Genomic DNA, 12,334 nt, shown 5'->3' with positions numbered 1-12,334 from the left:
CGCGCAAGCGCGCTCCCACAAGGGTCCGGCCACAGGGCGCGGGCCGTGGGAGCGCGCTTGCGCGCGATGTTCATGCCCGATTGCGCCATAATCCCATGCCCCCTGTTCCACCGGCCAGTTACGTGAAGAAATCCGATTTCGACTTCGACCTCCCGCCAGACCTGATCGCCCAGGCGCCGCTCGAGCGCCGCTCAGGCAGCCGGCTGCTGGTGGTGGACGTGGCGGCCCGCTCAAAGTCGAACCGGAAGTTCTACGACCTGCCTGACCTGATCCAGCCGGGCGACCTGCTGGTCTTCAATGACACCCGGGTCCTTCCGGCCCGCCTGTACGGCCGGAAGGACAGCGGCGGCGCCGTCGAGATCCTGATCGAGCGCGTCACCGGCGCCCGTGAGGCGCGCGCCCAGCTGGGCGTGAGCAAGAAGCCGAAGGAGGGCGGGATCATCGAGCTCGCCGACGGCACGCGGATCACCGTGCTGGGCCGCGATGGCGAGTTCTTCAACCTGCGCTTCGAGATCGACGAGCCGCTGGAACGGCTGCTCGGCCGCCTGGGCGAGATGCCGCTGCCGCCGTACATCGAGCGCAGCGCCGATGAGACTGACCTTGAGCGCTACCAGACGGTGTTCGCCCGCGAACCCGGTGCCGTCGCCGCGCCGACCGCGGGCCTGCATTTCGATGAAGCGCTGCTGGAAAAGCTGCGCAACAAGGGCGTGGATTTCGGCTATGTCACCCTGCACGTCGGCGCGGGCACCTTCCAGCCGATGCGCGCGGAGAACGTCCAGGACCACGTGATGCACCGCGAGTGGCTGAACGTCGGTGCCGAGCTGGTGGAGAAGATCCGCCACACCCGCGCGAACGGCGGCCGTGTGATCGCCGTGGGCACCACGGTCGTGCGCGCGCTGGAGAGCGCCACCGTCGAAGGCGTGCTGCGCCCGTTCGCCGGCGAAACGCAGATCTTCATCTTCCCCGGCTACAAGATCACCAGCATCGATGCGCTGGTCACCAACTTCCACCTGCCGCAGTCGACCTTGCTGATGCTGGTCTCGGCCCTCGCCGGCAAGGAAGCGATCCTCGACGCCTACCGCTACGCCGTCCTGCAGCGCTACCGCTTCTTCAGCTACGGCGATGCGATGCTGATCCTGCCGCCGCGATCTTCGTAAGGCATCGCGAAAACAGAGATGCTGAAAAAGGAGAGGGGAGCCATAGGCTCCCCTCAGAGTTTGAGCGCCGCCCGCGGCTGCCATACGAAATGGCTCACCGATCCGGAATCCGGATCCTCGCTCGAACTGGATGGACCTTGCGGTCTTAGGCTCCAGACCCCTTGTACTACCTCACCCTACTGCCGCGCGGGAGGGTAAATCGTCGGTGGGTTTGTTATAAAGCTATGGGTAACCCAATGGATTGTCAATGGATTTTCAGGGATGACTCAAATCATCGTGCCAGGCGGAGCGGAAACCGCGCCGAGCCCCCACGCCAACGATCGATGGGAGGTCAATGGCTGTGCGGACCTTGGATTTCTAGACACCACCGGCCTCTCGGGCGCCTATCCCGCAGAGCAACTCCCTATACGCCTCGCTCGTGGTTTCCACGACCACGGAAAGAACGTAGGTTGGGGTGAGGCACACGTGCTGGCCCGCCATGGCGGTTGGGTCGCCCGCGTGGCAGCTGCAATGCGTAAGGAGCCGATGCCGGTTGCCGAACTCGTTTGGCTCAAGCTTCAGGAGACGGGCGCCATCTATGAGGCGGAAAAATCTTCAAAGACCAAGCTTGCTCTCACCGTAGGGCACAGCGCCCTCATGGTCCTTCAGTACGTCCGCGACGGCTTTTTCTCCGTTACCACCCTGTACGCCTTGCCACACCACCTTGATGGAAGGCGGGTAGGCCGGTACGTCGGCACGAAACACCACGCGGTACGTCCAGTGTGCGAACTCGTTTCGTCGCAGACTGCATGGCGTCATACGTTCTGAGGCGCCATGCATGGGGCCACACCGCGCCCTAAAGCTTTCCTCCACAGCGCCGATAAGCCATCCGAACGACCCCCCGGGCACGGTAAGACCATGGCGAAGAAATCCTCCCAAGACGCAACCCCGGCGCCGCTTGCGCTGGAAGCGGACCTGCGTATCGGCGCCGCCCCGGCGCTGCGCGATACCCTGCTCGCGGCGCTCAACGCCGGCAAGCCCGTGCAGCTCGATGGCACGGCCGTGGCGCAGGCCGATGCGGCCGCGCTGCAGGTCCTTGCCGCGTTCAGCCGGGATGCCCGCGCGGCCAGCGTGCCGGTGGCCTGGGTGGGTGCCAGCGATACCCTTCGCCGTGGCGTCACGGTGCTCGGGCTTAATGCATTGATTGAACTGCCGGCTCCGGCCGGCGTGAACTGAAGGTAGAGCACTCCGATGGCTAAGATTCTTGCGGTAGACGACTCGGCTTCCATGCGCAGCATGGTCGCCTTCACCCTGCGTGGCGCCGGCCATGACGTCGAAGAGGCCGATAACGGCCGCGCGGCGCTGGACCAGGCGGGTGTGCACAAGTTCGACCTCGTGCTGGCCGACGTGAACATGCCTGTGATGGATGGCATCTCGATGGTGCGCGAGATGCGCACGATGGCCGGCTACAGCGGCGTGCCGATCCTCATGCTGACCACCGAGTCGGACACGAACAAGAAGATGGAAGGCAAGGCCGCCGGTGCCACCGGCTGGCTGGTCAAGCCGTTCGATCCCGACCAGCTGCTGGCCACCGTCGCCCGCGTGCTCGGTTAATCCACAGTTCCAAGCGTTCCGGTTTATTCCAGGGTTTACCCATGTCCAAAGTCGATCTGGCGCAATTCCACAAGGCGTTCCATGAAGAGAGCCTCGACGGCCTCGACGCCATGGAGCAGGCGCTCCTCGCGCTGGACGAGGGTGCGGAAGACCCGGAACTGATCAACGTCGTGTTCCGCGCTGCCCATTCGATCAAGGGCGGCGCGGCCACGTTCGGTTTTGCCGATGTCGCCGCGTTCACCCACGTGGCCGAGAACCTGATGGACGAGGTCCGTAGCGGCCGCCGCCCGATGGAAAAGGCCGTGGTCGAGCTGCTGCTGCGCTCGGGCGACATCATCCGCGACATGCTCTCGCTGCAGATGGCCGGCCAGCCCGGCGCCACCGCCGAGAGCCAGGCGCTGCTCGGTGAACTCTCGGCCATGGTCTCGGGCGGTTCCGCTGCCCCGGCTGCGGTCGCGAAGGCCGCCGCCCCGGCGGAAACCATCGAAGGCTGGGATATCGCGTTCCGTCCGTTCGATTACCTGCTGAAGACCGGCAACGACCCGGCGCGCATGTTCCGCGAGCTCGAGGCCATGGGCCCGCTCACGGTCACGGCCGACCTGTCGAAGCTGCCGCCGCTGGCGGAGATGGATCCCTCGTCGTCGTACCTTGCGTACACGCTCAACCTTGCCGCCGGTGCAAAGCGCGCCGCGGTGGAAGGCGTGTTCGACTGGGTGGATGGCGATTGCGACCTCACGATCACCCCGCGTGTCGCGGCACCGGCCCCCGTGGCCGCCGCGCCCGCCGCTCCTGCCACGCCCGCCGCACCCCGCGCCGTGCGCGACGTGGCTACCAACAGCGAGGCCAGCTCGGTCCGCGTTGGCATCGAAAAGATCGATACGCTGATCAACCTGGTCGGCGAGCTGGTCATCACCCAGTCGATGCTCAGCCAGTTCCACGACGGCGTCTCCGACGCACAGCTGGAAATGCTGCGCCAGGGCCTCGCCCAGCTCGGCCGCCACACGCGCGAGCTGCAGGAAAGCGTGATGAGCATCCGCATGCTGCCGATCAGCACGGTGTTCAACCGCTTCCCGCGCCTGGTCCGCGACCTGGCCCAGAAGCTGGACAAGAAAGTGGTGCTCGACCTGCGTGGCGAAGGCACCGAACTCGACAAGACCGTGCTCGAGAAGATCGGCGACCCGCTGGTCCACCTCGTGCGCAACGCGATCGACCATGGCCTGGAAGTGCCGGCGAAGCGCCTGGCGGCCGGCAAGGGCGATACGGGCACGCTGCGCATGGAGGCCTTCCACCGCGGCGGCTCCATCGTGGTTGAAGTGGGCGACGATGGCGCCGGCCTGAACCGCGATGCCATCGTGGCCAAGGCCGTGCAGCGCGGCATCATCGCCTCGGGCGATGGCATGTCCGACGAACAGGTCGCCGAACTCATTTTCGAAGCCGGCTTCTCCACCGCCGCCGCCACCACCGATCTCTCGGGCCGTGGCGTGGGCATGGACGTGGTCCGCCGCAACGTCATGGATCTCGGCGGCACCGTCGCGATTTCCAGCAAGTACGGCCAGGGCACGACGTTCACCATCACGCTTCCGCTGACTCTTGCGATCATCGACGGCCTCACCGCCGCGGTGGGTGAGGAGACCTACATCGTGCCGCTGGTTTCCATCGTGGAATCGGTGCAGGTGAAGCCCGAGGCGCTGCGCAGCGTTGTCGGCGGCGGCGAACTGTTCCGCTTCCGCGACGAGTGGCTGCCGATCATCCGTCTGTACGACGTGTTCGGCTGCGAAGGCCCGCGTCGTGCCATCGAGGACGGCATCGTCATCGTGGTGGAAGGCGAGGGCACGCGCATCGGCCTGTTCGTCGATGAACTCATTGGCCAGCAGCAGGCCGTGGTGAAGTCGCTCGAGGCGAACTACCGCCGCGTCGCCGGCATCTCCGGCGCGACCATCCTGGCCGACGGCTCGGTGGCCCTGATCACCGATATCACCGGGCTCGTTCGCATGCAGGGGCGCCGTAAGGCGGCCTGATCCAGCGAATCGCGCCCAAGGGCGCTCCCACAAGAGCTTCGCGGCCCTGTGGGAGCGCGCTTGCGCGCGATAAGCCCCAGCGAAACCCGCGAAATTCCCACTAAAGGTCCCCCGGTCACGGCCGATACCCCCTTGAGGGGTCCCGAACCGCCGCACCGATCCGCAGTGGGAACACAATGAACCAGCCAGCCAGCACCGCCACCGTGGCCGATGAAGCCGCGCAGTACCTGACCGTCAACCTCGGCAACGAGGAATACGGCGTCGATATCCTCGCCGTCCGTGAAATCCGTGGCTGGACACCGGTCACCCGCATCCCGCAGGCGCCGTCCTATGTCCTGGGCGTGCTGAACCTCCGTGGCGCCATCGTCCCCGTGCTCGACCTCCGCCTGCGCTTCGGCCTGGCCCGCGAGGAATACACGGCTACCACCGTCTGCGTCATCGTCATGGTGGCCGGCCGCCAGTTCGGCGTGGTCGTGGATGCCGTCTCCGACGTGGTCGAAGTCTCGCCGTCGGGCGTCCGCCCGGTGCCGGATATGGGCACGACGGTCGATACCGAATACCTGAAGGGCCTGACCTCGGTCGGTGAGCGCATGGTGCTCCTGCTCGATGTCGACCGCCTGCTGCAGCCGCAGGACGCCCAGATGCTGGAAGCCGCGCTGGCTTCCGCCGATACGAAAGCCGTGGCCTGAAGGCCGCGTTGAACTTGCCTTCGAAAACCTTCGAACTGGAATCGTGATGAAGAAGTTGAAGCTGAAGATCCCCGCCCTGACGGTCCGCGGCCGTCTCTACGGCGTGCTCGGCCTGATGGCGGCCATGTTGATCGGTGGCGCGGCCATCGGCCTCGGCGTCATGTATATCCAGAACGAAGGCATGCGTGAGGTCTACGAAGAAGAGCTCGTGCCGGCCAACATGCTGAGCCAGGTGAGCACGCAGTCGCTCATGGCGTTCATCGTGCTGAGCGAAGGCGCGAGCAAGGCGACCGACAAGAGTGTCGTCGCGCAGAAGCTGGCTGAGTACGACAAGCTCCAGGCATCGATGGGCGTCCTGAAGGACGAGTTCAAGAAGATGCCGATGTCGCCGGAAATCAAGTCCCTCTACGACAAGTGGCAGGCGACCAACGACGACTACGCTTCGGCGAAGAACGATGTGCTCGACGGCCTGAAGCAGGGCGACGAAGGTACCTCGGACATCATCGAGCTGTCGGTCCGCCCGATCCTCATGGATCGCCAGTCGCAGCTTGCCAAGCTGATCGAAGCCAAGCGCGCCGAAGCGCAGGGCATCTTCAACAAGCAGACCTCGCAGTACCACGCCATCCGGATCTTCGTCGTGGTCGCGCTGTCGGCCGGCCTGCTGGTCAGCCTGCTGATCGCCGTGCTGGTCGTGCGTTCGATCATCCGCACGCTGTCGCACACCGTCGATGTCGCCAACAAGATTGCCGACGGCAAGCTCGGTCACGACATCAAGGTCACCCGCAGCGACGAACTGGGCCAGCTCCAGGCCGCGTTCAAGGCGATGGACGAGCGCCTTGCCGCGATCGTCTCCGAAGTGCGCCACGGCTCGGGCTCGGTCAGCACCGCCGCGCAGCAGATCTCGCGCGGTAACGACGACCTGTCGCAGCGCACGCAGGAACAGGCCTCGAGCCTCGAAGAAACCGCTTCGTCGATGGAGGAAATGACCTCCACCGTGAAGCAGAACGCCGAAAACGCGAGCCATGCGAACCAGCTGGCCCGCGGTGCACGCGAGCAGGCGGAGAAGGGCGGCGAAGTCGTCGCGCAGACCGTCGTCGCCATGCGCGAGATCAACAGCTCCTCGAAGAAGATCTCCGACATCGTCAGCCTGATCGACGAAATCGCGTTCCAGACCAACCTGCTGGCGCTCAATGCCGCGGTGGAAGCGGCGCGTGCCGGTGAGCAGGGCCGCGGCTTCGCCGTGGTCGCGACCGAAGTGCGCAACCTGGCCCAGCGTTCGGCCGGTGCCGCGAAGGAAATCAAGGGCCTGATCAACGACAGCGCGAACAAGGTGAAGGCCGGTTCGGAGCTGGTCGACCAGTCGGGCAAGGCGCTCGCCGAGATCGTGGACAGCGTGAAGAAGGTGACCGACATCGTCGCCGAGATCGCCGCCGCCAGCTCGGAGCAGTCCGCCGGTATCGACCAGGTGAACCACGCCGTGCTGCAGATGGACGAGATGACCCAGCAGAACGCCGCGCTGGTGGAAGAATCCGCCGCCGCCGCCCGTGCCATGCACGAGCAGGCCACGGAGCTCAGCCGCCAGGTGTCGTTCTTCCAGGTGAGCGGCGCCGCCGCCACGACCAGCAAGGCCGCCCGCAAGGACCCGACCCAGCAGGAAATGGAAACCGTCTTCGCGTCGGTGCGCAGCCAGCCGGCTCCCGCTCGCACGCAGCGCCCGGCCGAAGCCGCTGGCGATGCCGGTGTGTGGAAGGAGTTCTGATCCATGAACGCGCTCGTCAACAACGGCGATGCCGTCGTGCAGGCGAGCGCGACGGGGCCCAGCCTCGGCGAAACCGAGTTCGCCTTCCTGCGTGAGTTCGTGCTGCAGCATTGCGGCATCTCACTGGGCGAGCACAAGCGCCAGCTCGTGCAGGGGCGCCTGTTGCGCCGCCTGCGCGCGTTGAACCTGCCGGGTTTCGCGGCGTATTGCGATCTTCTGCGCCGCGACCCCGACGCGGAACTCGGCGAGCTGGCCAGCTGCATCAGCACCAACGTCACCTCGTTCTTTCGCGAGATGCACCATTACGACATGCTCGTGAATGAGTTGCTGCCGCGCTGGCTCGAGGAGAAGAAGAAAAACGGCGGCCGCCTGCGAATCTGGTCGGCCGGCTGCTCCACGGGCGAGGAGCCCTATGCGATCGCGATGGTCCTGGCCGAGGCGCTCGAGCGCACCGGTGCCACTATCGACGCAAAGATCCTGGCCACCGACCTGTCGCCGCAGGCCCTGGAAGCCGCCCGGAAGGGCGTGTATCCGGTGGATCGCCTCGGCGGCGTGGATGAAGCGCGCCGCCGCCGCTGGTTCCTGCGTGGCGAAGGCTCGTTCGATGGCTACGTGCAGGTGCACCCGCGCCTGCGCGAGCTGGTGACCATCCAGCCGCTCAACCTGCTCCACGAATGGCCCATGCAGGGCAAGTTCGATGCCATTTTCTGCCGTAACGTCGTCATCTATTTCGATAAGCCGACGAAACAGCGCCTGTTCGCTAGATACGCCGGCATGCTGGAAAGCCGGGGTTACCTGTTCCTTGGCCATTCGGAATCCATGTATGGACTCTCCGACGATTTTGACCTGATCGGCCGCACGGTTTACCGGAAACGTACATGAGCGACACGTTCGTCGCGCAGCCGCGGACTTTCGCCGGCTTCGATCCAAAGAGTGTGTTGCCCGGGTTTGAGCACGTCCGCCGCTTCTGGGATCCCGCCCAGGACGTGGTCACGGTGAAGATCCTGCCGGGCGAGTACTACGTCAGCATGCAGGAAGAGATGATCTCCACGGTCCTCGGCTCGTGCGTGGCCGCGTGCGTGCGCGATACGCGCCGCCGTATCGGGGGCATGAACCATTTCATGCTGCCCGAGCCGGCCAGCGCCGATCGCGACAGCTGGGGTTCGACCGTGGGCCGCGCGGCGCGCTATGGCAACGACGCCATGGAACACCTGATCAACGCGATCCTCAAGGCGGGCGGCCGGCGCGAAGACCTCGAAGTGAAGATCTTCGGCGGTGGCCGCGTGCTGCAGACCATGACCGACATCGGCCAGCGCAACATCGCCTTCGTCCAGCGTTACATCGCGACCGAAAAGCTGAAGCTCTGCGCCGCCGATGTCGGCGATATCTACCCGCGCCACGTGCAGTTCTTCCCGGTGAGCGGCAAGGTCCGCGTGCGCCAGCTGCGCTCCACGCACGATACCCAGCTGGCCGATCGCGAGAAGCGGTACCTCAAGCGATTGGAAAACGATCCGATAAAGGGAGAGGTCGAGCTGTTCTGACGCCTGCCGTCAGCCAGCACCACCGCCCGTTCCACGCCCGCCCGGCCCGCCGGCCGGGATGTCCCGCCACCCGAGTTCCTTGTGCCCATGCAGAAAGTACGCGTTCTCATCGTCGACGACTCGGCCCTGGTCCGTAAGGTGCTGACCGCCATGCTCGAGTCCGATCCGGGCATCGAGGTGGTGGGCACCGCGCCGGATCCGCTGATCGCGCGCGAGAAGATCAAGGCGCTGAACCCGGACGTGCTGACGCTGGACGTGGAAATGCCGCGCATGGACGGCCTCACGTTCCTCGAGAACCTGATGCGCCTGCGGCCGATGCCGGTGGTGATGGTCTCGACGCTGACTGAGAAGGGCGCGGACGTGACCCTGCGCGCGCTGGAACTCGGCGCCGTGGATTTCTTCACCAAGCCGGCCGCGGATCTCGCCAACACCTTCATGGAGCACGCGCCGGAAATCTGCGCCAAGGTTCGCCTGGCCGCCGGTGCCAACCCGCGCGAGCGCTCCACCGTGACGAAGATCGAGAAGGTCGACCTCTCGCTCGGCAAGCTGGAAGTCGCCCCGCGCCTCTCCGCGGATGCGGTGCTGCCGCGCGCGCAGACCCCGGGTAGCCGTGGCGGCCAGCGGATCATCGCCATCGGCGCGTCGACCGGTGGCACCGAGGCCATCCGCGTGGTCCTCGAGGCGATGCCGCCGACCGCGCCGCCGATCGTCATCACCCAGCATATTCCCGCCGCTTTCAGCGGCCCGTTCGCGACGCGCATGGATTCGTGCTCGGCGATGAAGGTCTGCGAAGCCCGTGATGGCCAGCCGATCCAGGCGGGCCACGTCTATATCGCCCCCGGCAGCCAGCATCTGCTGGTGATGTGGGACGGCGCACGCCATGTGTGCCGCCTGCACGACGGCCCGCCGGTGAACCGGCATAAGCCGGCTGTCGATGTGCTGTTCCGTTCCATGGCCGCCAGCGTCGGCGCCGCCACCGTGGGCTGCCTGCTCACCGGCATGGGCGACGACGGTGCCCGCGGCCTCGGCGAGCTGAAAGAGATCGGTGCCCATACGCTCGTGCAGGACGAGGCCAGCTCGGTCGTCTGGGGCATGCCCGGCGCCGCCTGGAAGGCTGGCGCGGCGGCCGAGATGCTGCCGCTGGACCAGATCGCCGCACGCCTGCTCGCGCTCGCCCATACCCCCATTCCCGCCGTCGCGGCACGCGTCGGCACCTGAAGGAAGAAGAGACGTCACCATGGTCATTCCGAAGAACGAACGCATCACCGGCTTCGCCGTCAGCGCCGTGGCGCTGCTGGCAGTGCTGGTGTTCCGCGCTGCCTGGGTCGCGCCGCTGGTCGTGGCACTGCTCACCGCCACCTGGATCGCGATCGCCCTGCGCCCGCGCTTTGAAGAGCCGGTGGTCGAGCTGGTCGTCACCAACAGCATGCAGGCCGACGAACAGTCGGTGCGCGATGCGATGGAAGACGTCCGCAGCGCCATCGTCGACGAACTGGGCCATGCCAGCCGCGAGCTGCACCAGGCGCTCGACCTGGTCCGCGATGCCGTGGCCGAACTCGGCGGCGGCTTCAACGGCCTGTCGCAGAAGACCGGCAAGCAGCAGAAGCTGCTGAGCGAGATCATCGAGAGCGGCGGCAAGGGCATCTCGGTGCAGGACTTCGCCGACCGCACCGCCGGCCTGCTCGAGCATTTCGTGGGCCTGATCGTGCAGCTCTCGCGCGAGAGCCTGCGCATCGTCTACCGCATCGATGGCATGGCGAAGGAAATGGACGCCGTGTTCGCGCTGCTGAAGAACGTGAATACGATCGCCGAAGAGACCAACCTGCTTGCGCTCAACGCCGCGATCGAAGCGGCGCGCGCCGGCGAATCCGGCCGTGGCTTCGCGGTGGTGGCGGGTGAAATCCGCAACCTCGCGCAGCACAGCAACCAGTTCAACGAGAAGATCGGTACCCACGTGGAGCGCTCGCGCACCGCGATGGAGCAGCTGCGTGAACTGGTCGGCCGCATGGCGTCGCAGGACATGAACGTGGCGCTGCAGGCGAAGGGCGACATCGACACGATGATGTCGACGATCACCGAGAGCAACGCGCGCACCAGCGCCGCCGCCGACGAGGCCGCGACGATCAACCGTGGCCTCGGCAACGACGTGTCGACCACGATCCGCTCGCTGCAGTTCGAAGACATCCTGAGCCAGCTGCTGCACCAGACCCGTTCGCGCCTGGTGGAGCTGCAGGAAATCACCGCCGATTGCACCCGCGATATCGAGGAACTGGCCTGTGCGCCGGCCGATGCGAGCGAGCTGAGCGCCCGCGCCCAGCGCGTGCGTGCCCGCCTGGCCGAGCAGCGTGAGCGTGCGCGCCTGCGTGCCCGCGGCCCCGCCCTGCAGCAGTCGATGGCTGCTGGCGATATCGATCTGTTCTAAGGGGAACGCACCATGTCTATCACCGTCCACAACGATACCGAACACGGTTGCCTGACCCTGCACCTGGGCGAGCGTTTCGATTTCTCGATCCACCGCGCATTCCATGACGCCTGCCTCGGCGACGTGGCGCAGTCGCGCAGCTACGTGCTGGACCTGGAGCAGGTCACGGGCATGGATAGCTCGGCGCTCGGCATGCTGATGCTGCTGCGTGAACACGCAGGCGGCGATCGTGCGGAGATTCGCATCGTCAACGCCAGCGCCGACCTGCGCAACACGCTGCGCATCGCGGGTTTCGATAAGCTTTTCACCGTGCATTAAAAGCGACAGCAGACCGCCTTGAGCTTCATGGAACGCCTCCTTCGGGAGGCGTTTTTTTTATGCGGGTCATTCGCTGGCGCGAACGCATGTATTGAGCGGCTTCCGCCGCCTTAGGCTGGTGGCGTCCCGGGGTCGGGAGCGGTCAGGCCCTGGCGGCCGCCAGGCGCGGACCTGCGGACCGGGCCGTAGCGCCGTTATCGCGAGAAGCATTACGTCACGCGGCCCTCCGCTCATGTCGGCCGCCAGGGCCTGCCCGCTCCCGAGTCGACACACTCCGTTTGGTGCCGCACAAGCCGGCACACCGAGGCCCCGCCGCTTGTGGGAGCGCGCTTGCGCGCGATAGCCAACGAAGCAGCGATGCCGTATCCCGGCAGACACCACGCGCGCTCAGCAGTCCGTACACAGGGAAGCCCTCTTGGCGATGCGATGCCGACTGGTGTCATCGCCGCCACGCCTCGGCGGATCGAACAACGGTTAGCGCGTGAGATGGCTAGCCGCGTCACCGCTCCGCGGGCTTATCGCGCGCAAGCGCGCTCCCACAGGCAAGTGAGCACACGTCGCGAGCTTTCCCACCGTGAACCTCACCGTTCGGGGCGCGGGTGGGCAGGCCCTTGGGGCCGACATGAGCGGAGGGCCGCGTGGCGTAACGATTTTCGCGAAAGCGGCGCTACGGCCCGGTCCGAAGGTCCGCGCCTGGCGGCCCCAAGGGCCTGCCCACCCGCAGCTTCCTCAACGCACATGAGCGAGGCGGCGTCAGCCGCTGGGCACATGCATTCGCACCAGCGAATGAACCGATTCGAAGGCGCAATGCAGGACTCGTCCCTGGACTTCCGCGAA

Annotated in this window: 12 protein-coding genes; all 12 read left to right on the top strand. The window is 66.2% G+C overall.

The window, feature by feature from the left end:
• The first annotated feature begins 95 nt into the window (after positions 1-95).
• The 12 genes from queA to ACZ6YI_RS06155 all read left to right on the top strand — a co-directional run bounded on the left by queA (position 96) and on the right by ACZ6YI_RS06155 (position 11,497).
• Positions 96-1,157: a tRNA preQ1(34) S-adenosylmethionine ribosyltransferase-isomerase QueA gene (queA, locus tag ACZ6YI_RS06210; RefSeq protein ID WP_465777884.1), complete on the top strand. Its 1,062-nt coding sequence runs from the start codon at positions 96-98 to the stop codon at positions 1,155-1,157.
• 261 nt (positions 1,158-1,418) lie between these two features.
• The gene (locus ACZ6YI_RS06205) at positions 1,419-1,964 is read left to right on the top strand and encodes a hypothetical protein (protein WP_465777883.1); all 546 of its coding nucleotides are present in this window, start codon (positions 1,419-1,421) and stop codon (positions 1,962-1,964) included.
• Between the two features lie 90 nt (positions 1,965-2,054).
• On the top strand, positions 2,055-2,372 hold the full coding sequence (locus ACZ6YI_RS06200; RefSeq protein ID WP_440328024.1) for an STAS domain-containing protein: 318 nt from the start codon (positions 2,055-2,057) through the stop codon (positions 2,370-2,372).
• A 15-nt stretch (positions 2,373-2,387) separates the two neighbouring features.
• A complete protein-coding gene (locus ACZ6YI_RS06195; protein WP_247334704.1) occupies positions 2,388-2,750 on the top strand; it encodes a response regulator in 363 nt (120 codons plus the stop codon).
• 41 nt (positions 2,751-2,791) lie between these two features.
• The gene (locus ACZ6YI_RS06190; protein WP_465777882.1) at positions 2,792-4,768 is read left to right on the top strand and encodes a chemotaxis protein CheA; all 1,977 of its coding nucleotides are present in this window, start codon (positions 2,792-2,794) and stop codon (positions 4,766-4,768) included.
• A gap of 176 nt (positions 4,769-4,944) precedes the next feature.
• The gene (locus ACZ6YI_RS06185) at positions 4,945-5,457 is read left to right on the top strand and encodes a chemotaxis protein CheW (protein ID WP_465777881.1); all 513 of its coding nucleotides are present in this window, start codon (positions 4,945-4,947) and stop codon (positions 5,455-5,457) included.
• A gap of 46 nt (positions 5,458-5,503) precedes the next feature.
• The gene (locus ACZ6YI_RS06180; protein ID WP_465777880.1) at positions 5,504-7,216 is read left to right on the top strand and encodes a methyl-accepting chemotaxis protein; all 1,713 of its coding nucleotides are present in this window, start codon (positions 5,504-5,506) and stop codon (positions 7,214-7,216) included.
• Between the two features lie 3 nt (positions 7,217-7,219).
• Positions 7,220-8,098 carry a CheR family methyltransferase gene (locus ACZ6YI_RS06175; RefSeq protein WP_465777879.1) on the top strand — a complete coding sequence of 293 codons (879 nt, stop codon included), beginning with the start codon at positions 7,220-7,222 and terminating at the stop codon, positions 8,096-8,098.
• The gene (cheD, locus tag ACZ6YI_RS06170; RefSeq protein WP_440326662.1) at positions 8,095-8,757 is read left to right on the top strand and encodes a chemoreceptor glutamine deamidase CheD; all 663 of its coding nucleotides are present in this window, start codon (positions 8,095-8,097) and stop codon (positions 8,755-8,757) included. Before ACZ6YI_RS06175 ends, cheD begins: the two co-directional genes overlap by 4 nt.
• 87 nt (positions 8,758-8,844) lie before the next feature.
• Positions 8,845-9,975 carry a protein-glutamate methylesterase/protein-glutamine glutaminase gene (locus tag ACZ6YI_RS06165; RefSeq protein WP_465777878.1) on the top strand — a complete coding sequence of 377 codons (1,131 nt, stop codon included), beginning with the start codon at positions 8,845-8,847 and terminating at the stop codon, positions 9,973-9,975.
• A gap of 19 nt (positions 9,976-9,994) precedes the next feature.
• Positions 9,995-11,179 (top strand): methyl-accepting chemotaxis protein, encoded by a 1,185-nt coding sequence (locus ACZ6YI_RS06160; RefSeq protein ID WP_465777877.1) that lies wholly within the window; start codon positions 9,995-9,997, stop codon positions 11,177-11,179.
• Between the two features lie 12 nt (positions 11,180-11,191).
• On the top strand, positions 11,192-11,497 hold the full coding sequence (locus ACZ6YI_RS06155; RefSeq protein WP_440326657.1) for an STAS domain-containing protein: 306 nt from the start codon (positions 11,192-11,194) through the stop codon (positions 11,495-11,497).
• Positions 11,498-12,334: the final 837 nt, after the last annotated feature.

It is taken from the genome of Luteibacter sp. NPDC104163 (assembly GCF_055584245.1).
The sequence above is the reverse complement of the archived record's forward strand: the minus strand, read 5'-3'. Positions and strand labels throughout refer to the sequence as shown.

What these genes read in the sequence shown, in the direction of transcription:
- queA (WP_465777884.1), top strand. Translation starts at nt 96, where the DNA reads ATGCCCCCTGTTCCACCGGCCAGTTACGTGAAGAAATCCGATTTCGAC.
- ACZ6YI_RS06205 (WP_465777883.1), top strand. Translation starts at nt 1,419, where the DNA reads ATGACTCAAATCATCGTGCCAGGCGGAGCGGAAACCGCGCCGAGCCCC.
- ACZ6YI_RS06200 (WP_440328024.1), top strand. Translation starts at nt 2,055, where the DNA reads ATGGCGAAGAAATCCTCCCAAGACGCAACCCCGGCGCCGCTTGCGCTG.
- ACZ6YI_RS06195 (WP_247334704.1), top strand. Translation starts at nt 2,388, where the DNA reads ATGGCTAAGATTCTTGCGGTAGACGACTCGGCTTCCATGCGCAGCATG.
- ACZ6YI_RS06190 (WP_465777882.1), top strand. Translation starts at nt 2,792, where the DNA reads ATGTCCAAAGTCGATCTGGCGCAATTCCACAAGGCGTTCCATGAAGAG.
- ACZ6YI_RS06185 (WP_465777881.1), top strand. Translation starts at nt 4,945, where the DNA reads ATGAACCAGCCAGCCAGCACCGCCACCGTGGCCGATGAAGCCGCGCAG.
- ACZ6YI_RS06180 (WP_465777880.1), top strand. Translation starts at nt 5,504, where the DNA reads ATGAAGAAGTTGAAGCTGAAGATCCCCGCCCTGACGGTCCGCGGCCGT.
- ACZ6YI_RS06175 (WP_465777879.1), top strand. Translation starts at nt 7,220, where the DNA reads ATGAACGCGCTCGTCAACAACGGCGATGCCGTCGTGCAGGCGAGCGCG.
- cheD (WP_440326662.1), top strand. Translation starts at nt 8,095, where the DNA reads ATGAGCGACACGTTCGTCGCGCAGCCGCGGACTTTCGCCGGCTTCGAT.
- ACZ6YI_RS06165 (WP_465777878.1), top strand. Translation starts at nt 8,845, where the DNA reads ATGCAGAAAGTACGCGTTCTCATCGTCGACGACTCGGCCCTGGTCCGT.
- ACZ6YI_RS06160 (WP_465777877.1), top strand. Translation starts at nt 9,995, where the DNA reads ATGGTCATTCCGAAGAACGAACGCATCACCGGCTTCGCCGTCAGCGCC.
- ACZ6YI_RS06155 (WP_440326657.1), top strand. Translation starts at nt 11,192, where the DNA reads ATGTCTATCACCGTCCACAACGATACCGAACACGGTTGCCTGACCCTG.